Annotated in this window: 28 protein-coding genes, 1 tRNA gene and 4 pseudogenes; 18 read left to right on the top strand and 15 right to left on the bottom strand. The window is 62.0% G+C overall.

Annotated elements, in window-relative coordinates; genetic code table 11:
• Nucleotides 1-59: 59 nt before the first annotated feature.
• Entirely contained in the window at nt 60-662 is a 603-nt protein-coding gene (locus AUQ37_RS02065) for a hypothetical protein (RefSeq protein WP_162262198.1), read from the bottom strand.
• 518 nt (nt 663-1,180) lie between these two features.
• Between AUQ37_RS02065 and AUQ37_RS09370 the strand changes: the two are divergent.
• A pseudogene (locus tag AUQ37_RS09370) lies at nt 1,181-1,666 on the top strand (D-aminoacyl-tRNA deacylase); the annotation flags it as partial.
• A gap of 103 nt (nt 1,667-1,769) precedes the next feature.
• On the opposite strand, the gene pyrH reads toward AUQ37_RS09370, so the two are convergent.
• The gene (gene pyrH / locus AUQ37_RS02075) at nt 1,770-2,471 is read right to left on the bottom strand and encodes a UMP kinase (RefSeq protein WP_058747205.1); all 702 of its coding nucleotides are present in this window, start codon (nt 2,469-2,471) and stop codon (nt 1,770-1,772) included.
• 54 nt (nt 2,472-2,525) lie between these two features.
• On the opposite strand from pyrH, the gene prf1 reads away from it, so the two are divergent.
• The 6 genes and pseudogenes from prf1 (at nt 2,526) to AUQ37_RS02090 (ending at nt 6,023) form a co-directional block, all read left to right on the top strand.
• Complete coding sequence (gene prf1 / locus AUQ37_RS02080; protein WP_235584813.1) at nt 2,526-3,767, top strand: peptide chain release factor aRF-1; 1,242 nt, start codon at nt 2,526-2,528, stop codon at nt 3,765-3,767.
• 6 nt (nt 3,768-3,773) lie between these two features.
• Nucleotides 3,774-4,454, top strand: coding sequence for an arginine--tRNA ligase (argS, locus tag AUQ37_RS10580; protein ID WP_201013645.1), 681 nt, complete (start codon nt 3,774-3,776; stop codon nt 4,452-4,454).
• Nucleotides 4,451-4,735 (top strand): hypothetical protein, encoded by a 285-nt coding sequence (locus AUQ37_RS10585; protein ID WP_201013646.1) that lies wholly within the window; start codon nt 4,451-4,453, stop codon nt 4,733-4,735. The genes argS (AUQ37_RS10580) and AUQ37_RS10585 overlap by 4 nt, the downstream gene beginning before the upstream one ends.
• 60 nt (nt 4,736-4,795) lie before the next feature.
• Nucleotides 4,796-5,080 (top strand): annotated as a pseudogene (argS, locus tag AUQ37_RS11890) (arginine--tRNA ligase); the annotation flags it as partial.
• 129 nt (nt 5,081-5,209) lie between these two features.
• A complete protein-coding gene (locus AUQ37_RS11895; RefSeq protein WP_235584820.1) occupies nt 5,210-5,524 on the top strand; it encodes a DALR anticodon-binding domain-containing protein in 315 nt (104 codons plus the stop codon).
• 1 nt (nt 5,525) lies between these two features.
• Nucleotides 5,526-6,023: a GNAT family N-acetyltransferase gene (locus AUQ37_RS02090; RefSeq protein ID WP_235584814.1), complete on the top strand. Its 498-nt coding sequence runs from the start codon at nt 5,526-5,528 to the stop codon at nt 6,021-6,023.
• Nucleotides 6,024-6,114: 91 nt separating this feature from the next.
• Here AUQ37_RS02090 and AUQ37_RS02095 read toward each other — a convergent pair whose 3' ends face one another.
• The 4 genes from AUQ37_RS02095 to AUQ37_RS02110 form a co-directional block, all read right to left on the bottom strand.
• Nucleotides 6,115-6,417 (bottom strand): DUF5654 family protein, encoded by a 303-nt coding sequence (locus tag AUQ37_RS02095; protein WP_058747207.1) that lies wholly within the window; start codon nt 6,415-6,417, stop codon nt 6,115-6,117.
• A gap of 38 nt (nt 6,418-6,455) precedes the next feature.
• Nucleotides 6,456-7,298 (bottom strand): hypothetical protein, encoded by an 843-nt coding sequence (locus AUQ37_RS02100; protein ID WP_058747208.1) that lies wholly within the window; start codon nt 7,296-7,298, stop codon nt 6,456-6,458.
• On the bottom strand, nt 7,295-8,452 hold the full coding sequence (locus AUQ37_RS02105; RefSeq protein ID WP_058747209.1) for a formate--phosphoribosylaminoimidazolecarboxamide ligase family protein: 1,158 nt from the start codon (nt 8,450-8,452) through the stop codon (nt 7,295-7,297). The genes AUQ37_RS02100 and AUQ37_RS02105 overlap by 4 nt, the downstream gene beginning before the upstream one ends.
• Nucleotides 8,453-8,607: 155 nt before the next feature.
• Nucleotides 8,608-9,804, bottom strand: a complete 1,197-nt coding sequence (locus AUQ37_RS02110; protein WP_201013647.1) for a magnesium transporter — start codon at nt 9,802-9,804, stop codon at nt 8,608-8,610.
• Nucleotides 9,805-10,070: 266 nt separating this feature from the next.
• Here AUQ37_RS02110 and AUQ37_RS02115 point away from each other — a divergent pair, with 266 nt between their 5' ends.
• Nucleotides 10,071-10,787, top strand: coding sequence for a potassium channel family protein (locus AUQ37_RS02115; protein ID WP_058747210.1), 717 nt, complete (start codon nt 10,071-10,073; stop codon nt 10,785-10,787).
• Nucleotides 10,784-11,365, top strand: a complete 582-nt coding sequence (locus AUQ37_RS02120) for a potassium channel family protein (RefSeq protein ID WP_058747211.1) — start codon at nt 10,784-10,786, stop codon at nt 11,363-11,365. Before AUQ37_RS02115 ends, AUQ37_RS02120 begins: the two co-directional genes overlap by 4 nt.
• Nucleotides 11,366-11,379: 14 nt before the next feature.
• Here the strand turns inward: AUQ37_RS02120 and crcB are convergent, their stop codons facing one another.
• From crcB to AUQ37_RS02140, 4 genes are all read right to left on the bottom strand, one after another.
• Nucleotides 11,380-11,757, bottom strand: a complete 378-nt coding sequence (crcB, locus tag AUQ37_RS02125) for a fluoride efflux transporter CrcB (RefSeq protein ID WP_058747212.1) — start codon at nt 11,755-11,757, stop codon at nt 11,380-11,382.
• A gap of 77 nt (nt 11,758-11,834) precedes the next feature.
• Nucleotides 11,835-11,909: transfer RNA gene (locus tag AUQ37_RS02130), tRNA-Gln, on the bottom strand.
• Nucleotides 11,910-11,937: 28 nt separating this feature from the next.
• Complete coding sequence (locus tag AUQ37_RS02135; RefSeq protein ID WP_082662348.1) at nt 11,938-12,627, bottom strand: adenylate kinase; 690 nt, start codon at nt 12,625-12,627, stop codon at nt 11,938-11,940.
• A gap of 76 nt (nt 12,628-12,703) precedes the next feature.
• Nucleotides 12,704-13,237, bottom strand: coding sequence for a DUF308 domain-containing protein (locus AUQ37_RS02140; protein WP_058747213.1), 534 nt, complete (start codon nt 13,235-13,237; stop codon nt 12,704-12,706).
• A 106-nt stretch (nt 13,238-13,343) separates the two neighbouring features.
• Here AUQ37_RS02140 and AUQ37_RS02145 point away from each other — a divergent pair, with 106 nt between their 5' ends.
• Nucleotides 13,344-14,783: an FAD-binding oxidoreductase gene (locus AUQ37_RS02145; protein WP_058747214.1), complete on the top strand. Its 1,440-nt coding sequence runs from the start codon at nt 13,344-13,346 to the stop codon at nt 14,781-14,783.
• A 90-nt stretch (nt 14,784-14,873) separates the two neighbouring features.
• Here the strand turns inward: AUQ37_RS02145 and AUQ37_RS02150 are convergent, their stop codons facing one another.
• The gene (locus AUQ37_RS02150) at nt 14,874-15,521 is read right to left on the bottom strand and encodes a site-2 protease family protein (RefSeq protein ID WP_235584815.1); all 648 of its coding nucleotides are present in this window, start codon (nt 15,519-15,521) and stop codon (nt 14,874-14,876) included.
• Between the two features lie 69 nt (nt 15,522-15,590).
• Here AUQ37_RS02150 and AUQ37_RS02155 point away from each other — a divergent pair, with 69 nt between their 5' ends.
• From AUQ37_RS02155 to AUQ37_RS10595, 4 genes are read left to right on the top strand one after another with little or no spacing between them, the layout of a single operon-like run.
• Nucleotides 15,591-17,162 (top strand): phosphoadenosine phosphosulfate reductase family protein, encoded by a 1,572-nt coding sequence (locus AUQ37_RS02155; RefSeq protein WP_235584816.1) that lies wholly within the window; start codon nt 15,591-15,593, stop codon nt 17,160-17,162.
• A 13-nt stretch (nt 17,163-17,175) separates the two neighbouring features.
• Nucleotides 17,176-17,712: a 4Fe-4S binding protein gene (locus AUQ37_RS11900; protein ID WP_235584817.1), complete on the top strand. Its 537-nt coding sequence runs from the start codon at nt 17,176-17,178 to the stop codon at nt 17,710-17,712.
• A gap of 30 nt (nt 17,713-17,742) precedes the next feature.
• Complete coding sequence (locus AUQ37_RS02160) at nt 17,743-18,264, top strand: hypothetical protein (protein WP_201013648.1); 522 nt, start codon at nt 17,743-17,745, stop codon at nt 18,262-18,264.
• Nucleotides 18,240-18,473: a hypothetical protein gene (locus AUQ37_RS10595; RefSeq protein WP_201013649.1), complete on the top strand. Its 234-nt coding sequence runs from the start codon at nt 18,240-18,242 to the stop codon at nt 18,471-18,473. Before AUQ37_RS02160 ends, AUQ37_RS10595 begins: the two co-directional genes overlap by 25 nt.
• Here AUQ37_RS10595 and AUQ37_RS02165 read toward each other — a convergent pair.
• From AUQ37_RS02165 to AUQ37_RS09375, 3 genes and pseudogenes are all read right to left on the bottom strand, one after another.
• Nucleotides 18,409-18,972, bottom strand: coding sequence for a hypothetical protein (locus AUQ37_RS02165; protein WP_058747215.1), 564 nt, complete (start codon nt 18,970-18,972; stop codon nt 18,409-18,411). The two genes, AUQ37_RS10595 and AUQ37_RS02165, sit on opposite strands and share 65 nt — an antisense overlap.
• 1 nt (nt 18,973) lies before the next feature.
• On the bottom strand, nt 18,974-19,450 hold the full coding sequence (locus tag AUQ37_RS02170; RefSeq protein ID WP_058747216.1) for a pyruvoyl-dependent arginine decarboxylase: 477 nt from the start codon (nt 19,448-19,450) through the stop codon (nt 18,974-18,976).
• An 18-nt stretch (nt 19,451-19,468) separates the two neighbouring features.
• Nucleotides 19,469-20,286 (bottom strand): annotated as a pseudogene (locus AUQ37_RS09375) (proteasome assembly chaperone family protein).
• Between the two features lie 54 nt (nt 20,287-20,340).
• On the opposite strand from AUQ37_RS09375, the gene AUQ37_RS02185 reads away from it, so the two are divergent.
• Nucleotides 20,341-21,489: a pitrilysin family protein gene (locus AUQ37_RS02185; RefSeq protein ID WP_058747219.1), complete on the top strand. Its 1,149-nt coding sequence runs from the start codon at nt 20,341-20,343 to the stop codon at nt 21,487-21,489.
• On the opposite strand, the gene AUQ37_RS02190 is transcribed toward AUQ37_RS02185, so the two are convergent.
• Nucleotides 21,411-22,094 carry a hydrogenase maturation protease gene (locus tag AUQ37_RS02190; RefSeq protein WP_058747220.1) on the bottom strand — a complete coding sequence of 228 codons (684 nt, stop codon included), beginning with the start codon at nt 22,092-22,094 and terminating at the stop codon, nt 21,411-21,413. The two genes, AUQ37_RS02185 and AUQ37_RS02190, sit on opposite strands and share 79 nt — an antisense overlap.
• Nucleotides 22,095-22,200: 106 nt before the next feature.
• Here AUQ37_RS02190 and AUQ37_RS02195 point away from each other — a divergent pair, with 106 nt between their 5' ends.
• The 3 genes and pseudogenes from AUQ37_RS02195 to hdrB all read left to right on the top strand — a co-directional run bounded on the left by AUQ37_RS02195 (nt 22,201) and on the right by hdrB (nt 24,485).
• Complete coding sequence (locus AUQ37_RS02195; protein WP_058747221.1) at nt 22,201-23,010, top strand: LysR family transcriptional regulator; 810 nt, start codon at nt 22,201-22,203, stop codon at nt 23,008-23,010.
• Nucleotides 23,011-23,127: 117 nt separating this feature from the next.
• On the top strand, nt 23,128-23,637 hold the full coding sequence (gene hdrC / locus AUQ37_RS02200) for a CoB--CoM heterodisulfide reductase subunit C (RefSeq protein ID WP_058747232.1): 510 nt from the start codon (nt 23,128-23,130) through the stop codon (nt 23,635-23,637).
• A 3-nt stretch (nt 23,638-23,640) separates the two neighbouring features.
• Nucleotides 23,641-24,485 (top strand): annotated as a pseudogene (gene hdrB, locus AUQ37_RS02205) (CoB--CoM heterodisulfide reductase subunit B).
• Nucleotides 24,486-24,551 lie beyond the last annotated feature (66 nt).

A 24,551-nucleotide genomic window follows, 5' to 3' on the forward strand; every position in this document is an offset into this window, starting at 1 on the left:
ACCGCCTTGACGGCCCTGAGGTCGCAGTAGAGCTCCTCGGAGGGGCAGAACAGCGCGTTCTAATCCATGGTCTCGGCGAGGATGTTGGCCTCGATGTTCCTGCCCGCCTTGTTCAGATGGTACAGTCTCTCGGCCCTGTTCCCGCTTTTGAGCCAGTAGTCTGCCGCCCAGCTGTGCCAGGAGCGGAGGGAGAAGGGATCGGCCAGCCGGATGAACGCTTCCGCCGTCCTCTCCGGTATGCAGATGTACCCGCGGAAATCGGTTGGGATCGTCCCGGAGGTCATCCCCGGAAGGTCCTTCTTCAGGACCGGTTTGCGGAAGACGCAGGCCCTGCCGACCGCATCGCGGTCCGCCTGGCTCATGCACTTCCACTTCCCTTCCGGATTGCAGCGGCCGATGTCCAGGAGCATATCGGTGTCGATGCCCTTCTTCTCCAGGTTGGCCTTGAGCTTCCTCCCCTCCCCCGCGCCTATCGGCGTGAGGCAGTAGACGAAGCGTTTGGCCGGGGTTCCGTTCAGATGCGCCTGCCACCTTTCCACGAACCCGTACTCCTCAAGCTTCTTCAGATCGATAGATACATGCGCGCGGGAGATCCCGGCGGCGGATGCTATCCCGTCCTGAGTGAGCTCGCGGGGGACGTCGAAGTTCTGTTTCGGGTACACGCTCGGAAATCTGAGCATGTGAAGCAGGATGCGTTCTTTCACGGTCAGGCAATAAGTTTGTTCCATCATATCCAGGATCGAAGATTTTCGCATCCGGATTTAAAGGCATACTATTGCAATCAGAGATACGGATTACAGACAGCCAGGCGTGTCTTTACCTGCATGTAATGCCTGGGGCAGGGAAAAATTAACAACTATTAATCAGCAGTCGGTTCCATCTAGTAAAAAACATATTCATCTTGGTCTTTTGTGCGAATCTGTAATGCTGGCCGTAATCAGATGTATGCAGGATATTTCCTCGCGCAACATCACCGATTCACTGCTCGCGTCCGGGGGCTGGACCGATGAGGGGAAAATCGGAGATTTAGTGTTCTATACAAAATGACTTAGTAATGGCTGAGATCCAGGACCTCCACATCCGCCGCGACGGGCTCGATGCGCAGATCGCGGAAGCGGGATGGAAGCCAGACGCCGTCATCTTCCCCTCCGAGCATGCATCATCGAGCGGCACCCCTGCGCTGACCGTCCATCCTATAGGCAATTACGAGGACTGCAGGCTCGGCGGCAGGGCGGAGACCCTGGTCCCGTCCGCGCCGGTCCTCATGAGCAACGCTCTGCGTACGATCAAGGCGAAATGCAATCTGCCGGAGTTCAGCATCTGCTTCGAGGCGACGCATCACGGCCCGTACATGGAGACGCCTGCGTTCTTCATAGAAATAGGAAGCGATGAGAACCACTGGGACAGGAAGGACGCCGCGGCGCTGCAGGCGTCGGTCATCGAGGACTTCCCGCGCGACAACGATTACCCTACGGTCATCGGCATCGGCGGGGGCCATTATGCCCCGCGCTTCACCGAGCTCGCCCTGACGAGGAAGGTGAACTTCGGGCACATCGTGCCCACTTACAGGACGGACAACGCCTCAGACGAGGCGGCGGCCCGCATGATCAGGCAGGCAGCCGAGAAGACAGGCACCAAAACGGCCTTCCTGCACCGGAAGTCCATGAACGGGCCCTCGGCCGCGAGGCTGACGAACCTCGCCGAATCCGAGGGCATCGAGGTCATCAAGAAGGATTGCTTCGAGCCCCTCGGCCCGGAGCGAAGGCCGGTCACCCGGCCCTGTGCGAATCGACGTGGGTGCCGGAGAACGGCTGCCCGAGGATCGCCTTCTCCAGCTCGGCGAGGTTCCTGCCGTCCACCATCTCGATGTCGATACAGTCCTTCTCGGCGATCTTCACGCCCATCGGGTCGAAGACGCTGGACTTCCCGGCCGCATGGCCGCTGTAGACGATATGACCCAGCTCCTCAATAGTGAGGCTGCTGTACTTCACGGCGTCCGGGTTCTTGCGGGGGTCGTCTGAGTACACGGCGTCCACGGAGGTGGCGTTGACGATGCGGTCGGCGCCCCATCTCTCGGCGACCATCGCGGAGACGGCATCGGTAGTGTGGCCCGGCTCGGTCCCTCCCATGACCGGGATCTTTACCTTCCCGACCTTCGCCACGGTGCCCTCCACGGTGGGGGAGATGTCCATCGACGAGAAGTCCTTCCCGAGCGCCAGGGCGAGGAGCTTGGCGTTGATCCTGGTGGAGTCTATGCCCATGATGTCCAGGTCGTACTCGGACCCTCCGAGCTCCCTGCCGGTCGTCGCATAATAGCGGGCCGTCTTCCCGCCGCCGACGACTATGATCATGCTGACCTTTCCGGATGCTTCCCTGAGCATATGTGCCAGACTGCCGATGTAGGCTGCATCGTCCCTGCCGGGGATCAGTATGGAGCCCCCGATGGAGATGACCACTCTCTGATTAGCCATTCTTAACCCTTTTATACGCAAGCGCGATGGGTATAATAATTATTGTTGGAGGCTTTGGAAACGGCAATAGACAATTCTGTCAGCAAGGCCAGGTATGATTTCAAGAAAGCCATGGACGAGATCCGCGGCTATCGAGGAAAAGGCACCGAGCTCATCTCGGTGTACATCCCGTTCGGAAAGCTCGTATCGGACGTCATGGCCTACCTCAGGAACGAGGAATCGGCGGCGTCGAACATCAAATCGAAGACCACGATGAAGAACGTGACGGGCGCCATCGAGTCGGTCGCGGCCCGTCTGAAGACATTCGACAAGATCCCGGAGAACGGGATCGTCATATTCTGCGGCGAGGTCCCCCGCGCGGGCGACCAGACCAAGATGGTCCAGTACGTCATCAACCCGCCCGAGGCCATCACCGCCTTCCTGTACAGGTGCGACGCTCAGTTCTTCACCGAGCCCCTCGACGGCATGCTCGTCGACAAGAGGTACTACGGGCTCATCGTCATAGACAGGAAGGAAGCCACTATCGGCATGCTGGCCGGGACCAGGATCAAGGTGCTGAAGCACTACGACTCCCTCGTCCCTTCGAAGCACCACCAGGGAGGTCAGTCCTCCGTGCGTTTCGAGAGGCTCATCGAGATCGCCGCCCACGAGTTCTTCAAGAAGGTCGCCGACGGATGCACCACCTGCTTCCTGGACAGCATCCTGGACATGGAGGGCATCCTCGTCGGAGGGCCCGGCATGACGAAGGACTTCTTCATCAACAATGAGTACCTCCACCATGAGCTCCTCAAGAAGGTCGTCAGGCCGTTCTTCGACACCGGCTATACCGACGAGTCGGGGCTGAAGGAGCTCGTCGAGGCCGCTCAGGGCGTCATCGTGGACATGCAGATCACGTCCGAGAGGGACATGATGCAGCGCCTGTTCAAGGAGATCAGGAAGGAGGACGGCGGGCTCTCCGCCTACGGCGAGGACATGGTCCGCAAGTGCGCCGAGATGGGAGCGGTCGATACGTTCCTCATCTCCAGCAAACTGAAGAAATACCGCATAAAGGCCGTATGCCCGAACGGCCACGAGACGATGATGACCGTGGATGACCCAGACGCTCCGGTCAAGTGCCCGGAGTGCGGGTTCGGCGCCAAGGTCGCGGAGAGCAAGGACCTCATCGATGACTTCTTCGAGATGTCCGAGCTCTACAATTCGAGCATCCAGCTCATCTCCGGCGATTCCGAGGAGGGGGAGATGCTCTACAGGGCGTTCGGCGGCATCGCAGCGCTGCTGCGTTACAAGGTCGGATGATTCGGCATGAAAGCACAGGAACAGTTCGAAAAGGAATGCGAAGAGGCCGTTGTCAAGGCCCTCGCCGGCATGGGGGCCCCTGCCGACCTGAAGATCGTGAAGGAGGTCCCGGAGCAGGCGGACCTGGCCGTGCCGTGCTTCGCCTTCTCGAAGGCGCTCAGGGCGCCCCCGAAGGCGATCGCGGAGCAGATCGCGTCGGCCATAAAGGCGCCGTGCGGGCTCATCGCCGGCGTCGAGGCCGTGAACGGCTATCTGAACTTCACCGCGGACCCGACGGCCATCGTCACCGATGTCCTGCAGGAGGTCTCGGAGAAGAAGCAGGACTTCGGGAAATCGCGGCCGACCGGCCTCAGGGTGAACGTCGAGCACACCTCCACCAACCCCACCGGGCCGGTGCACGTGGGACGTGCCAGGAACCCCATCATCGGCGACACGCTGGCACGCTGCCTCAGGATGCGCGGGCACGACGTCACCACCGAGTACTACGTGAACGACGTCGGGAAGCAGATGGTCATCATGGCCTGGGGGGCCGAGAACATCACCCCCGAGGAGGTCAGGGAGGAGATCGCCCAGACCGAGAAGCCCGACGACAGGGACAAGATCGACCACAGGCTGGTCTACAACTACCGCGCCGCCACCAAGAAGATCCACGCAACCCCGCCCTGGAGGAGGAGATCGCCGAGATGATCAGGAAGTTCGAGGCCGGCGACGAGGGCACCGTCGCCCGCGTCGGGAAGGTCGCGGAGACCATGCTCGGCGGCATCCGCCAGACCCTCGCCGACATGAACGTGGTCCTTGACAGGTACACCTGGGAGTCCCAGTTCATCAAGAACGGCGCCGCCAGGGATGTCGTGAAGAAGCTCCAGGAGAGCAAGTACGCCGGCCAGGCCGAGGACGGGGCATGGTATGTGGACCTCAAGGACTTCGGGATCCACGGCAAGAACACCAAGTTCACCTTCACCAGGTAGGACGGGACCACCCTCTACACGACCAGGGACCTCGCCTACCACCTCGACAAGTTCTCCCGCTCCGACCGCACCATCGACGTGCTGGGAGAGGACCAGAAACTGGGGTCCCAGCAGCTCTGCTCCGCCCTCTCCATCATGGGCGTCGAGAGGAAGCCCGAGGCCCTGTTCTACGCCTTCGTCTCCCTGCCCGAGGGCAGGATGTCCACGAGGAAGGGCGTCGTGGTCTACCTCGACGACCTCATCGACGAGGCCACCGAGCGCGCCGCCAAGGCCATCAGGGACGGCAACAAGTGCGCCGGGATGACGGATGCGGAGATAGACAGGATCGCCCACGACATCGGGGTCGGGGCGGTCAGGTACAACATCGTCCGCGTCGGCGCCGACAAGCAGCTCGTCTTCAAGTGGGAGGACGCGCTCAGCTTCGACGGGAACTCCGGGCCGTACCTGCAGTACGTTCACGCCAGGGCCTGCAGCATACTCCGCAAGGCCGGGGATTTCAAGCGCGTCACCGACGGGTCCCTGCTCAAGGACGAGTACGAGATCAGGCTGGCCAAGACCCTGGCCAGGTTCGAGGGCGTCCTCGCGGACATCGATGCGACCAAGAGGGTCAGCATGATGCCCGCCTACGGCCATGAGGTGGCCGTCGCCTTCAACCAGTTCTACGCCCAGGTACCGGTCCTCCAGGCCGGCGCCGAGAGGGATGCGAGGCTCACCCTCGTCGAATGCACCAAGTACGTCCTGAGCAACGTCCTCTGGTGCCTAGGCATGGGCGCCCCCGAGGCGATGTGATATGGACTTCCGGCCCATGAAGCTCAAGGATATCAAGAAGGTCCGCGAACTGGAGCTGTCCTGCATAAAGGAGTACTTCAGCGAGACCATCGAGAACAAGTGGGAGGACCTTCCGCAGGAGTGGAAGGACAACCTCGGGGCGAGCAGCCCCAACCATTTCCGCCCCTACCTGGAGAGCGGGCTGAGCTTCGTGGCCGAGGAGGACGGGGAGATCTACGGGTTCATCTTCGCGCAGATGCTCCACCATATCGCAGACTGCACCAATCTCGTATGGATCGAGAACATGGGGGTCGACCCCATCGTCCGCAGGAACGAGATCGGCTACAGGCTTCTCAGGGAGACCCTCCGTGCGGGACGCGCCGCAGGCGGAGAGGTCGCCCACAGCATGATCGAGCAGGACAATGCGCCCTCGATCATGCTCCACAAGAAGATCGGGTTCTTCATCGACAGGCGCGCAGTGGCGCTGATGGACCTTAAGGATCCGAAACTGAAGCTCTGACGGCCGGCACCGGCGTTTCTGCCTGCCGGCCGGCGGATCATATTTCAAAAATCCCTGAAAGGGTAAGGGGTTTGTTCAGTGAGGCAGTGCCTCACTCGGAACCTTTGGATTCCTTCTTTGCCTTCTTCTTGTCATCGGCCGCGGAAATGGCTGCCTTGGTCCTGACAGTGGCCCTGGTGATGATCATGGTCATCGCGACGGCGAGGCAGGTGACGAGGAGAGCGTAGATGGTCTTCCCGACAAGGCTGTCATCATCATCGAAGACCGCGCTGACCGCGGACTGGATGGCGTCGTTCCAGGCAAGCGCAGCGACGAGCCCGAACGCGGAGATGATCAGCGCGGAGAGGGACTCGAGGAACTGCAGTTTGAAGGGTTTAACTTCAGCGTCTGCCATACTCCGCAGACTGCTGATGGCATATTAAAGGTATCGGCTTATGCAAAAGGGGGGCCGGACCCCTCTCGGGGCCCGAAAGGGGTTTCACTTCCTTCTGGAGGAGACGTACTTGAGCTTCTTGCCCTCGCCGTCCTTTCCGGAGGATTTCTTGGCCTTCTTCTCGTCGGCCAGTTCAGAGAAGGAAGATGCCTCCTTCTCCTTGGGTTCCTCGGCGGGCGCGGCCTCCTTGGACTCGGAGGATGCATCGTAGCGCCTCCTTTCGGTAGAGGCCTTCTTCTCGGCAGGGGCCTTGGAGTCCTTCCCGGCCTTCTTCTCTTCTTCGAGCTGGGTGAAGGTGGTGGTGGCTTCGCCTTGGGGTTCGACCTGATGTAATAGAGCACAGCGACCACGATTATGATGGCGATCGCTATGATCGCTATGTAGGACGTTGCCTTGTCCCAGATGCCTTTGTCGACATGCACTTCGACCGAGGTGGTGCCGATGGAGGTCTGGTCGCCGGTCGTGCTCTCGTCCCCGTCCTCATCGATGTAGGCATAGACGGTGACCGTGTGGTTCCCGCTGCTCAGGGATATCGACAGGGTGACGGTCTGCGTTCCTTCGGAGAGCCCGGTCTTCATGACCGTCTTGTCCGGGTCGGATTCGTCGTACGAGTCCACGTACATCTTGAACAGCACGTTGCTCTCCGCGGTCAGGCTCACCGGCACATCGATGTGCCCGGATTCTCCATCCTTCCAGTCGTCATCGGCTGTTGCGGTGCCGATACCGTTGGTGGCGGCATCCGTTGCGCTTGCAGCCACGGCGGCCGCGGCGACGGCCAGCAGGGCCGCCAGGGACAGTGCCAGGAGCCTGCCGGCGTTCTTCCCGGCGAATGCCTGGCTCATGTTATGATCTCCTCGAGCCTCTCCTGCTCTATGGCCTTGCGGACCTCCATGGAGAGGCGCCTCCCGGTGCTCATGTTGGTCCTCCACAGGGTGTTGCCGTAGGGGTGTCCGACGGACATGTGGACGTTGGTCCCTCCTCCGATCCTGGGGGCGACATCGTAGATGTAGAAGTTGAGGTCCTTGTCGACGCAGGTCTGGAGGCAGAAGGGCCCGATGATCCCGGGCTTGTAGTACTCCTGGGTTGCTTTGACGTACTTCTCGGCCATCGCGAACGCCTTGTCGAGCAGGGACTCCCTGAGAGTGGCGGAGTTGTGGCCGCAGACGGTGTACTCCGGGATTATGCCGTCGTCCTCGAGCTCGACCTGCTGCTTCCCGGGGAGCCTCACGTAGCCGTCCAGAGAGGACTCGAACCTCCAGTCGATACCGAGCAGCTCCACTTTCTCTCCCTTCTCCTCGAGGGGGTCGTAGAAGAAGTCGAGGTTGAAGACGGGGCCGATGATGTACTGCTCCATCCTGGCGTGCTTCTCGAAGTCCTCGTCGAGAACGCCCTGCTTGATCAGCTCCTGGCTCTTCTCCACGTACTGGTCGTAGTCCTTGGCGGTGAAGAACCCGCGCTCGAGCTTCTTGACGTGGTGGTGGACCTTGATGATGGTCAGCCCGTCGATGTCCTCGGGCTTCTCGACCTTCTTGGGGTAGGGGAGGTTGGCCTTCTCGAGGAGCCAGTAGTAGTCCTTCGGCCCGCCCCTCTCCTCGGAGCGGAGCAGGTTCCTGCTGCCGACCATGGGGACCTTGAAATTGTCCTCCACGTCATCGATGCTGCAGTAGGAGGTGAACGACCTGTTGGGCACCCACAGGGTGTTGGTGTTGATCAGATACTCCTGGTTCTCCGGCTTCATGATGTCGCCGAACTTATCGAGTATCATCGTGTCGTCGACGACTCCGCGGATGAGGTTGCCGTCGGCGTCCCTCTGCGATCTGAAGTAGTTGTTGAAGGTCCGTTCTCTTCCTTTCTGGCACACTGCGAGGGTGCGGAAGCCTTCCGACACCGCTCCGTCGCAGGTGTCGAGCGAGGAATGCGAGGCGAGGACCCCGATCCTGGCCTTCTCCTGATCGTAGCGTCCCAGATTGGCAAGCACTTCGTCTCTGCTGATCATGGAATTACCTGTGTGAAGGTAAAACAAGCCCTCTATTTAACATAATATAAGGAGGGGTCCGCTGTCCCCGGTGCCTCCTGGGCAGGCATCCTCCGCGCCGGGTCAGATGAATACCGAGATCACCGATACCAGGATGATGGAGCCGACGAGGTCCATCACCGACGAGGTGATCGGTATCGACTCATCGTCCGGGTCCAGGCCGAACTTGGTAGACGCCACGGCACGTAGTAGGACAGCAGGCTCAGGACGGCGGTGGTGATCATCCCGGCGGCCATTATAATGGCCATGGATGTCAGGAAGCCGATCCCGCTCCCGCCGTTGACGAGGATGCATGCCGCGTAGGATATGGTGCCGATGTAGGCGAAGGTGATGACCGAGCAGACCAGGATCATCGCGAACTCTCCCCCGGCGCCTTTGGGGTTCCACCTGGGGGAGAGCGTACCCAGGTGGATGGCGGAGGAGAGCTTGGAGGTGAGCATCCCGGACAGGGCGTTCCCCTGGTTCAGGAACGCCGGCATCATGATCATGAGGACGCCGTACTGCACCAGGGAGTCCTCCTCGTCCTGGATGACGATCCCCGCCCCGATCTCGAATATGAGGCAGAACATCAGGACCGGGAGGGAGGCGTAGAAGATCCTCTTGGCCTCTCCGGAGAAGTCCCTGCGGCTGGTCTTGGCCTTAAGCATGCGCCAGGTGTACAGCGCGGTGACGGCGATGATGGCGACCGTCATTATTATGGTGGCCGTCTCCCCCCAGCTGTAATCGTCCATCTCGAGGAAGACCCAGGTGGCGAAGAATATCATCGGGACGGTGACTATGTCGCCGATGGCCGCGATGAGGGGGGCCGTGATGTTGTCCACGTCCCATTCCCTCTTGTTCCCGACGTAGGCAATCAGGATGTTGAAGCACACCACGATGATCCCGGCCAAGAACCCTCCCACCGAGGAGATGAAGATGAGGTCCCAGATGTCGGCGTTCCCTCCGAACCAGATCAGCGCGACGAGCCAGGTGACGGCGCCCATGGCGATGCTCATGATGAGCGAGAGCGCTATGGCGGAGTCGAAGTTGGCGCGGAGAACCGTCCCCTTCCTGAGGCTCATCTCGAAGGTACCGATGTTCATGGCGGTGCCTATCCTGGAGCCCATCGCGCCGAAGATGTTCCCGCGCATCCCTATCGCGGAGTAGATGAGGATCATCATCCCCGAGATGGTCAGGATGTAGCTCTCCATGCTGTTGAGGACGAGGCCGGCGAAAAGATCGGCGGTGCCGGCGATGCAGAAGGCGGCGAGACCCATGATTATCGCGGACCCGTAGCGGGCCAGGAATCCGTCAGATCTCTTCTGCCTATCCATCCGAAGAACCTCCTCAGACCATGCGATCGAGTGCGACAAGGCATCACTCTTATAAATGGAAGACGGGAAGAGGCCCCGCATGCCTGCGGACAGCACGTGCCAGCCGTTCAGAAGGGCGTCTGGGACCGATGCAGGCCGGTCGTATTGATAGTGATAATCATATATCGGCGATGCAATATTTCGCCGTAAATTCCGTTCAAGGGTGAAAGGAACTTGGTTATCTGCGTCGGCCGGAGACTCTCCGGCATGGTCCCGGGGGCGTCCGAATGAGCGAACCCGAAGACATCTCGGAACTCAAACACATAGATATGACCGTGCGCGAGCTGCTCACGGAGATGAAGGATTCTTCCGAGGTCATCGTCGACCTCGCATACGCATCGCTGATGTACAACAGCACCAGCATGGCTGAGAAAGTGCGCGAGATCGAGGACGAGATGGACGATCTGAAGTTCGCCACCCGTTACAAGGTCCTCCTGTCCAGCAGGACCAGGGAGGACGCCAGGCAGCTGTCCGGCCTCCTGGAGGTCGCTTCCGCCGCCGACAGGATCTCGGACGCCGCTTCCGACATCGTGGGCCTGCTGAGGTTCCCTCCCGAAAAGCGCCCGTTCATCACCGAGATGCTCTCGGAGGCTGATGAGAAGATCAGGATGATCAGGATCGCCGACGGGTCGAGCATGGCCGGGAACACGATCGGCAAGCTCGCCGTCGAGGCCAACACCGGCTGCAAGATCATCGCCGTCAAGAACCGCCGCGGGTGGACCTACGACCCCGAGGGCAGCGCCAAGCTCCGCGCGGGGGATACCATAATCGTCCGCGGGACCGACGACGGGGCCGACCTGCTCACCGAGTACGCTTCGGGCAAGAAGGAGTGGGAGTTCGAAGAACCTGTCTCCGAGGAGGAAGAGGAGACCTCGGACAAGGAGGACGAGAAGAACGAGGAGGAGCTGACCCAGGAGCTCAACGGGGAGGGCGATGGAGAATGATGAGCCGTCTCGCCGCCATGCTCACCGAGCTCAAGGACACCTCCGAGATGATGATCGATCTGGCATATTCGTCCCTGCTCTATGACAACACCGAGATCGCCGAGGAGGTCATCTCCCTCTCCAACAGCCTCGACGGGCTGAGCGAGCGCATACAGGACGAGATGGCCAAGTCCGGCCAGAGCAATTCCGAGGAGGTTTACAGGGCGATCGTCACCGTGACCCTCATGGACAGGATAATGGACATCGCCCACGCGGCGGAATCCATCGCCGACGTGGTCATCCGCGGTCTCGCGGAGCACCCTGTCCTCGCCATGTCCATCAGGGAGGCGGACACCACCATGTGCCTCGCCAAGGTCGCCGACGATTCGATCCTGGCAGGGAAGACCTTCGGAGAGGTCTCCCTCAGCACCGTCAGCGGCATGTTCGTCATCGCGGTCAGGCGCGGCGACGACTACATCTTCGGCCCCGGGGAGGAGACGAAGATGGAGGCCGGCGACATCCTCATAGCCAGAGGGCCCGAGGAAGGGGTCTCGTACTTCAAGGACCTCGCCGACGGGACCGAGAAATCGCTGGACTGACGGTTTTTATTCCATCAGGCCGCCAGGGCGATCCCCGCCCAGCGTCCGGCGGCCGCTCCGCCCAGGCAGAGGACCACGGTCCCGAGGAAGTTCATCGCTGCGTCGCCGAAGCGCCCGTTCGAGAACAGCACCGTGGTGTCCAGAGCGAATGTGGACATGGTGGTGAACGCTCCGAAGAAGCCGGTGAACATCAGCAGCCTGGCCTCCTGCGATATGCCGGTGAGGCTGAACGTCAGGAGCGCCAGCAGGAAAGACCCGATGAAGTTGACCGCGAGGGTGGCCCACGGGAACTGCGTCGAGTCGATGTAATAGATGAACAGGTAGCGGACGGCCGCTCCGATCGCTCCGCCGGCAGCGACGATGAGAAGGCATGCAGGCAGGCTCAGTTCCATGAACGGTCGCCAGAGGCGGGACGGATAAATAATTGACGGGACCGAAGCCGGAACCGATCAGAAGTTAGAATGAGAAGTGGTAGCCCCGACCAGATTCGAACTGATGTCCAAAGATCCAGAGTCTCCGATGATTGACACTACACTACGGGGCTATTGAACCGCCATATCCGGCGGTTGTTATTAAGCGTTTCTGTTGTGCCCCAGAGGGGGCACGGGATAGGCATCCCGGGAATCACTGGAGGGCCGCTTCGACCTTCTTGAAGATCTCGTTGATGTCGCCGACGCGTCGATCCTGACGAGCTTGTCGGCGTTCTTGTAGTAGCCGATGAGGGGCTCGGTGTTCTTGTGGTAGGTCTCGAGCCTCTTCTTGACAGTCTCCTCCTTGTCATCGTCCCTCTGGTAGAGCTTGGATCCGCACTTGTCGCAGATGCCGTCGACCTTCGGAGGGTTGTTGGTGAGGTGGTACACCGCGTTGCACTCGGGGTTGGGGCAGGAGCGCCTCTGGGTCAGCCTCTTGACGAGGATGTCGTCGGCCACATCGATGTCGAGGGCGAGGTCGATGTTCAGCTCCTTGTCGAGGGCCTCTGCCTGCTCGATGGTCCTGGGGAACCCGTCGAAGATGATGCCGGGGACCTTGCCGAGGCTCCTGATCTTCTCCTTCATGAGGTTGATGATGACCTCGTTGGGGACGAGCCCTCCGGCGTCCATGTACTTCTTGGCGGTCTTGCCCAGCTCGGTCCCGTTCCTGACGGCCTCGCGGAGCATGTCGCCCGTGGAAAGTCTGACGTATCCGAGCTCGGTCTCGATCTTCTCTCCCTGGGTTCCTTTCCCGGCCCCGGGGGGTCCCAGAAGTACAATCATGGATTTCATATGGGACGGTAGAAGGAAGGCGGTTAAAAGGGTGATGGGCGGGGCGGCGCCCCGCCGAAGCTGTTTCGCGCTGCTGTCAGGCGATGACGCCCTTCAGCCTGTAGGCGCCGTACATCCTGACGATCCCGGCGGCGGCCACGAAGGCGCCGATCACGATCATCACGACGTCCGCCGTGTCGTCGAGGTTGAAGAGGGCGATGATGCCGGTGACGATCATCAGCACCGCGACGGCGACGTTGACGATCTTGGAGCCGCTGTCCGGGAGGCCGAAGGCCGGGATGCCGAGCAGGGAGAGGACGCCGATCACGATCAGGCCCACGGCCAGAAGGGCCATGAGGACGTCCGAGATCAGCGCCGGGACCAGTATGAGGATGAGCCCGAGCAGGAGGTAGAGCCCTCCCATGAGCATCCCTCCCCCGCCGAATCCGACGGAGGCGGCGCCTACGAATATCAGGACCGCCCAGATGACCAGGATCACGCCGACGGCGATCAGGATTATCTCCAGGGCATCCTCGCCGAGGACGGCTATGGCTATGCCGATAATAAGTGCCAGGAGCCCTTCGGCGAACTGCATCGCGCAGAGCTTCTTGCGTTCGTTCACGCTTATCATGAGGCGGGAATCGGCGCCGGCCCGTATAATTGTGGCGACCGCGCAGAGGCATCGCGCGCATGCGCATTCTTATAACCAATAACGTGAATCGGCATGGCCGATAGAAATGGCCCTGGACGAGAAGATATTGAAGCAGCTGGAGGCTGTCGTCGGGAAGGACGGCATATCCACAAGCGCAGCGGTGCTGTACACCTACGGTTTCGACGCATCCGTGTACCACAGCAGCCCGGATGTGGTCGTCCAGCCCACATCCACCGAGCAGGTGTCCGAGATCATGAAGATCGCCTACGCGAACGGCATACCCGTGGTGCCGAGGGGCGCCGGGACCGGGCTCTGCGGCGCCGCCGTCCCCATCATGGGCGGGATCTGCCTCGCGATGCAGAAGATGAACAGGATCCTCAACGTCAGCGTCAAGGACCTCTGGGTCGACGTCGAGGCCGGGGTCGTATACAACGACCTCAACGCCGAGCTCGCCAAGTACGGGTTCTTTTTCCCCCCCGTCCCCCGGTCCGGGGAGGCGTGCCAGGTCGGCGGCATGGTCGCCACCAACGCCTCCGGCATGAGGGCCGTCAAGTACGGGGCCACCAGGGACTACGTCCTCGGTCTGACGTTCGTCAGGGCCAACGGGGACATCGTCCGCTGCGGCACCAGGACCATCAAGGATGCTTCTGGGTACCAGCTGGCACGCCTTATGTGCGGGTCCGAGGGGACCCTCGGGGTCATCACCGAGATAACCTTCAAGCTGACCACCAAGCCGAAGAAGTCCGCCTCCGCCCTGGTGACCTTCGGCTCCGTCGTCCAGGCCGGGAAATGCATCTCTGCCATCATCGCCAAGCCCCTCATCCCCGCATCCTGCGAGCTGCTGGACTCCACCTCCATCGAGGCGGTCAACAAGGCCAGGGGCCACCCGCTTCCCGATGCCGAGGCCATAATCATCGTCGAGGTCGACGGTGAGACCGATGAGGTCATCAGGAGGGACCTGAAGGTGGTCGAGGAGGTCGCCGCCGAGCAGGGCGCCGAGTCCGTGACCCCGTCCTTCGACAGCGCGCAGATCGCCAAGTGGACAGACGCCAGGAAGTCCGTCCTCGCCTCGCTCTCCGCCCTGATGCCCGGCTACTCCTGCGTCTCGCTGGCGGACGACATGGGCGTGCCGGTGTCCCGCGTGCCCGAGGCCGTCGAGAAGTTCCAGGCCATCGCCAAGAAGAACAACGTCATCGTCGCCGTTTACGGCCACGCCTCGGACGGGAACCTCCACAGCAAGATGCTCCTGAAGGTCGGAGACGCCGACGAGTGGGACCGCGGGATCAAGACCGCGGACGAGATCTTCGATGCCTCCATATCCCTGGGCGGGACCGTCACCGGGGAGCACGGGGTCGGGATCTCCAAGGCCGTGAAGTTCCAGGAGGAGAGGAAGACCGAGCTCGACTGCATCCTCGCGATCAAGCAGGCCATGGACCCCAAGAACATCCTGAACCCCGGGAAGGCCGCTCAGTGGCGCGGCACCGTCAAGAGGAACCTCAGGTACCCCTGCGAAGAGTACATGTGAAACCGGGCGGGCTCCCTCGGGCCTGCCCAATTTTCTTTCCTTTTTCCAACTTGATCTGCCGCCGACATCCGCCGAACCGGCCGTGCCGGTTCAGGAGTAGTAGATCGTCGGCATGAACCAGAACGAGATGAACAGCACCACGGCTATCCCCATGGCGAGCGCGTAAATCCCGGTGTTCCACCTGAGGATCTTGGCGCCGTCGAGAGGGCCGAAGGGCAGCATGTTGAACAGTGCCAGCGAAGCGTTCATGCTTGCCATGAGGTAAACGGGGACGACATAGGCGGTCTCGTTCAGGACCAGGCTCCCTGCGATGCCGACGGCCGCGAGGAACATGTTGACCGCGGGCCCGGCGATGCTTATCCTGCCGTTGTCCTCCACGGTCATGTTCCCCCTGATGTACACCGCCCCGGGGGCGGCGAAGAGGAAGCCGAAGACGGACATGACGAGGGCCAGCAGGAGGCCCATCGGGTACATCCTGTACTCTGCCCAGCATCCGAGGTCCTGGGACATGAACTTGTGGCCCATCTCGTGGCCCACGAAGCTCAGGAGCATGATGACGAAGATGACCGCGAACATCGCCCCGTACTCCGAGCCGCCGAAGTGGCGCTCGAAATAGTCCGCCACGCTCCCGGACCTGAACATGATGACGACCGCGGCCGTCAGGACAAGCGTGGAGATGAATATGTCGCGGATCTCGCGGGGACTGAAACTGTGGGCGCTGGACAACCTGCCGCTCATCATGACTGCTCCTAGTCTGCATATGTAAAAGCCAATCACTTATAAATCGGGAGCGGATGGGCATCAGAGATGGATGCTCAACCGAGGAACGCGGCCAACGGCAAGGAGACCATGAGGTGGTGCGACGCCTGCGGCACGCTGATCCTGGGAGCGCGCTGCTCCGTATGCGGTTCCGCCGGCAGGGAGTTCGAGGTCAACAGCCCCGGCGACATACGCCCCTGCATGGGGGACAGCAGGGGCATCCTCGAAGGTCTCCTCAGGGACGCCTTCGGCACCGCCGCCCCCATCGAGCGCAAGGCGGTGTTCTTCAACAAGGTGCCGGGCGAGGACCGCACGGACGAGATCGTGGCCCACGGGTCCGTCATAGGCATCCTCAGGTTCGACATCCCGTCCGAGAGGCTGCAGGTGGAGCTGCGCCTGCGCGGCGCGGAGCTGTTCGCGCCCGTAGCTTCGAAGAACGTCGTATCGATCTCCGGCGTCTCGGGGCACCTCAAGGGCAAGGGCGTGGCGGGGGAGAACGTCTCCGCCATCATCGGGGAGTTCCGCAGCGGAGACCCCATCATCGTCAGGAAAGGCACCAAGACCGGCCCCGGCGTGGCCATGGCCGATTCGGCGGACATGAGGTCCGCTGAGAAAGCGCTCCGCGTGAGGGACCTCGGGGCCCCGTCCGGCCCGCCCCTGTCTCCGGATGCCGATGATAGGACATTCGTCGCCTGCAACAGGGAGCACCTGGAATCCATAGAGCGCAGGGCCGTGGGGGAGATCCGCAGCTACGTGAAGGGCAGGAAGCAGTCGGTCACGGTGTCGTTCTCGGGAGGGAAGGACTCCCTCGCCGCCTGCGGGCTCGCCATCGAGGCCGTCGGGTCCCCGGAGCTGCTCTTCACCGACACCGGCCTGGAGTTCCCGGAGACGGTCGCGTACGTCAGGCGCTTCGCGGAGGAGAAGGGGCTGAAGCTGCATGCCGCCGAGGCGGGGAGCGCGTTCCGCGACAACGTCGATACCTTCGGCCCCCCGGCCAAGGATTTCAGGTGGTGCTGCAAGGTCTGCAAGCTCGGCCCGATAACCGACCTCATCGCCCGCGACTTCCCCCGCGGGACCGTCACCTGCGAGGGGAACCGCTCCCTGGAGTCGTTCTCCCGCTCCGGGACGGAGTTCGTGTCGAGGAACCCCTTCGTCCCCAACCAGACCAACCTCAACCCGGTCAGGGATTGGTGCGCGGCCGAGATCTGGGGCTACATCTGGATGAAGGGCCTGGACTACAATCCCCTGTACAACAGGGACTTCGAGAGGATCGGGTGCTACCTGTGCGCCTCTTGCCTCGCCAGCGAATGGAGGAACACCAAGAGGATCCACCCGGAGATGTACTCGGATTGGGAGGCGTACCTTCACAGGTACGCCGAGTCCAGGGGCCTGCCGCCCGAGTACGTGGACCTCGGCTTCTGGAGGTGGAAGGTCCTCCCCCCGAAGATGAGGCAGCTGGCGGACAGCATGGGGCTGGACCTCCGCGGCGGCCCGGAGGGCGGCGGAATGTCCATGAAGCTCATGAAGGGCGCCTCGGTGTGCGTCGCCGGCGGTTATTCCATGGAGCCGTGGCCACGATGCCGAGGAAGAGGGATTTCTCGTACGTGGAGGATGCCCTGAGGACCGTCGCGAGGTGAAGTACTCGCCGGAGTTTGAGATTGCCCTGGTGAGAACGCCTTACGGGCGCGCAAGGCTGTTCGGCGGGGGGCAGATCTCCGTGACAGCGGAGAACGCGGAGGATGCCGAGCGCATGTTCGCCAAGGCCGGGAAGGCCCTGGTCCGCGCCGAGCTGTGCACCGAGTGCGGAATCTGCGCCAAGTCCTGCCCCAGGCACGCCATCAGGATAAAGGGGGGCATGAGGGTCGACCCGGAGAGATGCACCTCCTGCGGCAGGTGCGAGGCTTCGTGCATGGTCGTTCACTTCTACGACAAGATCATGGAAGGGAAGGCCGCGCCGGCCCCGGAGAAGTGCCAGGTGTCTCCGGGCCCCGCTGACAGCAGGGGGCCCCGCAGGGAACGCTCCGGTCCCGGCCGGCGCGGGAGGTACTCCACCGGCAGGTATTCTGGGCAGAGGCGCGGACGGGCGCCCTCCGGATCCCCGCGCAGGGAAGGGAACGGGCATCCGCGAGACCGCAGGCGGGACGGCGGACGGGCGCCTCCCCGCCCGTGAAGATTTATAAGGCCCACAGGATGCTCCATCATGGACTCCCCGATATTCTACATCGCGGCCGTTCTCGCCTTCGCGCCTGCTCTGGCACTGATGTACGCTCTCGTCAGGAAGTACACCTATCCGTACACCGACCATCCTTACTTCGGGGACCCCATGTTCTTCGGGCTCTTCGCTGTCGGGCTCATAGCGGGGACGGTGATGTTCATGGTGTACACCTACATCATGAACGCGATCCTGGGGATCATCCTCTTCTCCGTGGTCCAGTGCCTGGCACTTGTCGTGGTCATGAACCTGAAGCGTTTCCGCGGCCACTCGGAGAGCATATTCTACGGCCTGGCGTTCGGCCTCGGTGCCGGATGCGCCACCGGGACGGGGTTCATCTATTACATCGCGTCGGCCACCGACAGCCTCGGGGACAGCGTGGACGTCGCAGGGTACGCTTACCTGTTCATCATGTCGCTGTCAATGCTGTTCGAGTACTCAGCCGTGGGGATCGACATCGGCAACGGGATCGCGCGCATGCTCCCATGCAGTACGCGGCCTCCGCGATGATCTGGAACCTGGTCTTCTGGATAGTGGTGTATGTTTCCCTGGACAACTCCGACAGCGCCATCATGTACGTGGCGGCCGCGGCCGTGCTGGCACTTTCCGCGATATATCTGTGCGCAGGGGCGCTCAGGGAGATACCCCGCATGGTCAGGGAAGTCGATTCCCAGAACAGGAAGGGGAAGAAAGGGAAGAATTCCCGAGACAGCCTCTGAAACGGCATCGCGAGCGCTTGTAGCGCCCGTACTTGGTCTCGTAGACCAGGCACCTGTCCAGCATGGCCGAGAGCATCTTCTCGGCGTTCTTCGGCTCGAACTGCCTGAGGTCATCGACGGTCCATTCGCCGTAGATCCTGTCCAGCCCTTCCGCTAGGATCTCCATCTTCGCTTCCGGGCCCGAAGCGCGCTTGTACTCGTACTTCAGGACGGATCCGGGGTCGGACGGGTCGGGAAGGGCGGTCTCTTCTTCCGCAGGCAGGGACCCGGCGGCCCATTCCGTGTCCGCAGGGGACCGCCTCATGCCCTGCCTCGCCCCGTCACGCAGGGTAATCGCCTCGATGCGCCTGCGGAGCAGCTCCTGGTCGCGGGCCCTGAACAGCAGGGCCCTTTCGGAGGTGACGTCGGCGTTCCCGCAGTAGGGGCATACGGTCCTGCCGTCCTTCTCGTCGATGATCCTGGGGCGCCTGCAGTTCCCGCATCTGATAATCGCGAACATCTCAGTCTCTGAAGTCCGTGAAGACGACCGCCGAGACGCAGCACCCGTACTCGCCGTCGGGCACCGTCTGGTTCTCCACCCTGCAATGGACCTCTCCGAACTCCACGCCGCGTATGCGTGACATCTCGCGCATCTTGTTCCTGAGCTCTTCCGCCAGGTCCTCGCCGGACCCGTGGAGGTGGCCTTCGGCGACATATCCGCCGTGCCCGTCCTTCCTGAAGGCGTAGGCGACCCCGGACGAGATGACGTCTCCCGATCTCCCGCGCATCTGGGACAGCACGCAGAAGGTCACCATGCCCATCGGGATCTCGCAGACGTCCACCTGCTCGGCGCCGTCGGGTATGACGGACGAGACCGCGACGAGGTTCTGCTCGCTGATGTGCGCTTTCAGGAGTGCCAGGTCGAACGCGTTGAGGTCCGACACAGGGCTGGCGGCCTGGCCGGAGGTTACGAAGAAATGTTTCGGTACGGTCTGCATATTGCTCTCTCCGAGTTCTCATCCGTAGATGCTGTGGTTGATCGTCTGCTGCTGCATCTGCGCCTTTATCCTGCCGTCGATCTCGTTGGCCTCGTTGGTGAGCGGGGACGGGTCGACGTCCAGGCCGGGGATGAGCGTGGAAAGGGGCCCGAGGAGCCAGGATGCCGCCCTCGGGTCGGGTAGCTGCGGGTTGGCCGGGGACAGGACGCATTCCACTTCCCTCCCCTGCTGCTCCCCCTTGAAGAGCATGACCCCGGAGACGCCGCGGACTATGCCGTCCTTCATTAGCTTGAGGCCGCTGTCCTCCATGCGTTTCCTGGCGCTGTCGGTGGACCCGAGCCCCAGGAGCTCGGTCTGGTCGGGGGAGATCCTGGGTATGCCGTCGACGCAGACGATCTCCTCCACGCCCAGGCTGTCCAGCGCCTCCAGTATGGAGTCGCAGATGCAGCCGGTGTGCTCCGGCCTGGGCGCGATCTCCGAGGTGACGATGACAATGTCGCGCTTCTTGCGGGATGCGCGCTTCTTCACAGCCGCTGCGGCCGGCGCTTCGGAGGCGCTCCCCTCGGTTCCGTCGGCCGCCTTCTTCGCGGGCTTGCGCCTCTTCCTGGGGAGCTGCCCGGCGTAGATCCTTACGGGCGGGTAGCACCTCCCTTCCTGGACGAGGCGTACGGGGGCAGCTCGGTCGAGTCGACGGCGGCCGCCACATGCAGTCCCAGCGTCCTCGCCAGGTAGCTCGATACGATCCATCCCACGAGCCCTACGTTGGGGAAGCCGACCACCGCGATGGGGTCCTCCAGCGGCTCATCGGCGTATCTCAGCACCTTGAATTCCGACATCGCGGGGTCGGCATGCGGTAAAGTTATTAAAACGTCCGCAGAGTGGACCGGAGCATGTCGAATAGCATCAGGAAAGCGGAGACCGCCGGCGGGATCCCGGTCCTAACAGAGCCTATGGACGGAAGTGCCAGCGCAGGGTTCATGATAGCGGTGAGGACAGGGTCGCGCGACGAGCGCGACGGCATACGCGGCCTCTCGCACCTCCTGGAGCACACGGTGTTCAGGGAGACCCGCAGCATGGACTCGTTCCAGATGGCGAAGCTCATGGAGGGGAACGGCGGGGAGCTCAACGCCTTCACCGCCAAGGAGATGACCGGTTTCTACGGGATCACCCTGAAAGAAACGTCCGATGTCGCGATGAGGTGCGTGGCGGACATCGTCGCCAACCCCCTCATCAACGAGAAGGACACGGAGCTGGAGAAGCAGATCGTCCTCCAGGAGCTGAGCATGGTGAAATCGGAACCGGAGGAGTACGTCCACGACCTGTTCGAGAGCGACCTGTGGAAAGGGGAGCAGCTGGGATATGACGAGGGCGGCACCGAGGAGAGCGTCAGGCCGCTCACCCACACGGACCTGCGTCAGTACTACTCGGAGAGGTACGGCAGGCCGAACCTCGCCGTGTTCGCCACCGGCGGCATAGACCCGGACAGGGTGCTGTCCTGGGCGGAGGACAGCCTGGACGGGATGTCGGCGCCGGTCGTCGGCGCGAGGGTCCCTCCCAAGATGCCGGGAGCGTCGCACACGGTCCATGCGTCCGCGGCGGAGCATGTGAACATCGGCTTCGGGTTCCCCTTGGGGGAAGGCACCGAGGCCGAGCGCTATGCCGAGTCCGTCCTCGCCTCCGTGCTCGGCGCCGGGACCAGCTCGAGGCTGTTCCAGAGGGTCCGCGAGAAGAACGCGCTGGTCTACTCCATCTACGAGACCGCGGAGCATTACAGCGACGCCGGGTACGTGGCATCGTTCATGTCGTGCACCCCGTCGAACGTCCCGAAGGCCCTGGAGGAGACCGCGAAGGCGCATGCCGAGTTCAGGAAGGAAGGGCTGGAGAAGGACGAGCTCTCCCGGACCAAGAACCTCCTGAAAGGGGAGATAGCCAGGTCCGCCGAGACCACCGACGGTCGCATCTACAGGATGTGCCGGGGTTTCATGACCCACGCGCCGCCCACAGCGCCAGGGAGACCATGGACCTCATCGACTCGGTGACCGAGGACGATGTCATGGCCGCCGCCGAGAGGGTGTTCAGGGCCGACAGGCTCAACATCACGGTCCTCGGAAAGCTCGGCCGCCGGGCCGGGGTCTTCGACTTCTCGTCGCTGGACGTCTGAGCCGGCCGCGTCCCTGAAGCCGGAGATGACGTGGAGGACCGCGCTGCCGGCCGATCCCCTCGAGGCCGCGACCTCGGGGGTCAGGTCCTCGCTCATGGTGGCCATGTCCTTCACCTCAATGGCCACGAACTTCACGGACAGCGGCATCTTCTCGGGTTCCATCTGCCTGCCGATCTTCAGCGCGGTGGCTATGTTGATGTCGTGCGAGGGGACGCTTGCCACGGTGGACTCGAAATCGGCCACATCGAAGATCAGGACGGTCCCGGGGCCGTACTGCCCCGTCTGTATGGCGTCGACGAACACGGCGTACGAGTACCCCTCTATGACCGGGAGAACCTCCAGCCCGCCGATCGCTTCCGCGAAGCAGTCGACGTCCTCCATGCCCATCGCCTTGATGTCGTCGGAGACTTTCAGCCCGACCGAGTCGTCGCTCATTATCGGGCTGCCGAGGCCGACCACTGCTATGCGTCCGTTCAGAGCCATTGTACCGCACGGAGCATGGCCTCCGCATCTTAAAAGATGCTTCCGGCGGCCCCTGCGAGTCACGCGCGCGATGTTCCTTTAATATCAGGGAGAGGATGACTGCGCTATGGAGATCAGGGTCCGCACCGAGCAGATCATCAATGGTCAGGGCGTGACCAACCGTCAGCTCGAAGCCTTGATCGCGGTGGCCAAAACGGGCAGCATGACCGCGGCAGCCCGCGAGCTCGGGATATCGGTGCCGGTGGTGCACCGCTACATCTCCAACATCGAATCGGCCGCCGGTTTGCCAGTGACCGTCTCGACCCCCTCGGGCACATCCCTTACCCCGGTCGGGAAGGAGATTGCCGAGAGGTTCGCTGAATCGGAGGCCAGGGTCTCCGACGGCAGAGGCTTCACAGTATGCTGCAGCCCGGTGACCGAGGAGCTCATGACCTCGGTGTTCTCATCCCTCAAGCTCACGGACGTCGAGCTCGTGATATCGGATGACGTGCACAACGTCAGGATGATGAAGGAGGGCCTTGCGGACCTGGCCCTCATCGACGATCCGCTCTACCTCTATGATTTCGACGAGATGGGATACGACATGGACGAGGTCGGGTACATGGGGATGGTCTATGTGGACAACGGCCCCGAGTTCATCCGCTACAAGTACGGGGCGCAGAGGGTCGCGTTCATGTTCCTGGAGTCCATGAACAGAGAGCACACGGTCGTATCGGAGACGTATTCTCTATCGGAGATGCTGGGATCGGGCAAGAGCTTCTTCGTCGACGAGTACCTGCTGACCAGGAAACGTCTGAAGATCAAATCTGCCGTGGACCCCGGGGTGCTGAGGCATGCGATAACCGCGGTCTTCAGGGAGAACGACCGCACGGCGGAGAAGATAATAGCGGCGGTCAAAGCAAGGCATCTGGCCTAATCCAGCGGACCTGTTCTCGGGATAGATATTTTAAGTATACCTTATAAGGTAACCCTAACCGTTCCAGACCGTTCCCTGTTAAATATCTTCAGAAAATCTTCGCATCCAGTGAACGTCATGGACGCTACTGAAATCAAATACGACCCGGAATTCGAGAAGAGTCTCGCCGAACTCGGAGGAGCAGACGCAAAGCTCTGCTTCCAGTGCGGGACCTGCACTGCCGGATGCCCCTCCGGAAGGAGGACCTCTTACAGGGTCAGGAAACTCGTCAGGATGGCGCAGCTCGACATGAAGGAGCAGATCATCAGCTCCGACGAGCTCTGGATGTGCAGCACCTGCTACACCTGCGTGGAGAGGTGCCCCCGCCGCGTCCCTATCGTCGACATCGTCATCGCGCTCAGGAACATGGCCGTCGCCGAGGGCCACATCAAGCCCGCCCACAAGAAGACCGCCAACAACCTGTACACCATGGGCCACACCGTTCCCATCAACGACAACATCAAGGCCATGAGGAAGTCCCTCGGGCTGCCTGAAGTCCCCCCTACCGTCCTCAGCAACCAGAATGCGTTCGCCGACCTCAAGAAGATCATGGATGCGGCCGGATTCAACAAGATCGTGGAGGAGTGAAAAATGGCAAAGTACGCTTTCTTCCTTGGATGCATCGCGCCCCTCAGGTACCCCGGTGTCGAGAAATCGACCCGTGTCGTCTGCGAGAAGCTCGGCATCGAGCTCGTCGACCTGAACGACGCCTCCTGCTGCCCCGCCCCCGGAGTCATCAGGGCTTTCAGCAAGACCACCTGGCTCGCTGCCGCCGCGAGGAACCTTGCGCTCGCTGAGAAGATGGGCCTGCCCATCCTGACCATCTGCAACGGATGCTACGGATCCCTCTTCGAGGCCGCCCATGAGCTCAAGGAGAACCCCGAGGAGCTTGCCAAGGTCAACGAGATCCTCGCCCAGATCGGCCTGCACTACAACGGGACCACCGAGGTCCACCACTTCGCCGAGGTGTTCTACAGAGAGGTCGGGATCGAGAAGATCAAGGCCGCTGTCACCAAGCCCCTCGACTACGGTATCGCCGTCTTCTACGGATGCCACTTCCTGAAGCCCGGGCACCTGAAGAACCTCGATGACACCGAGAACCCCAAGATCCTCGATGAGCTCGTCGAGGCCACCGGCTGCAAGAGCCTCCCGAGGAAGCAGAAGACCCTCTGCTGCGGGTCCGGAGGAGGTCTGAAGGCCGCTTTCGGCGACGTCGCCAACGAGTTCACCAAGACCAACCTGGAGAACATGAAGCGTCCGGAGCCCAGTTCATCGTCGATGTCTGCCCGTTCTGCCACCTGCAGTTCGACACCACCCAGGAGGCCCTCGGGTACAACATCCCCGTGCTCCACCTCTCCCAGCTCTACGGCATCGCCATGGGCATGTCCGAGGACGAGCTCGGCCTCTCCGCCCACAAGGTGAAGGTCGTCCTCTGAGGTTGTAAACGCACAGGGGCCTTCCCCCTTCATTTTTTTTTTATTTTATTGATCCGATCCGCGGAT

Source organism: Candidatus Methanomethylophilus sp. 1R26 (genome assembly GCF_001481295.1).
Lineage (GTDB): Archaea > Thermoplasmatota > Thermoplasmata > Methanomassiliicoccales > Methanomethylophilaceae > Methanomethylophilus.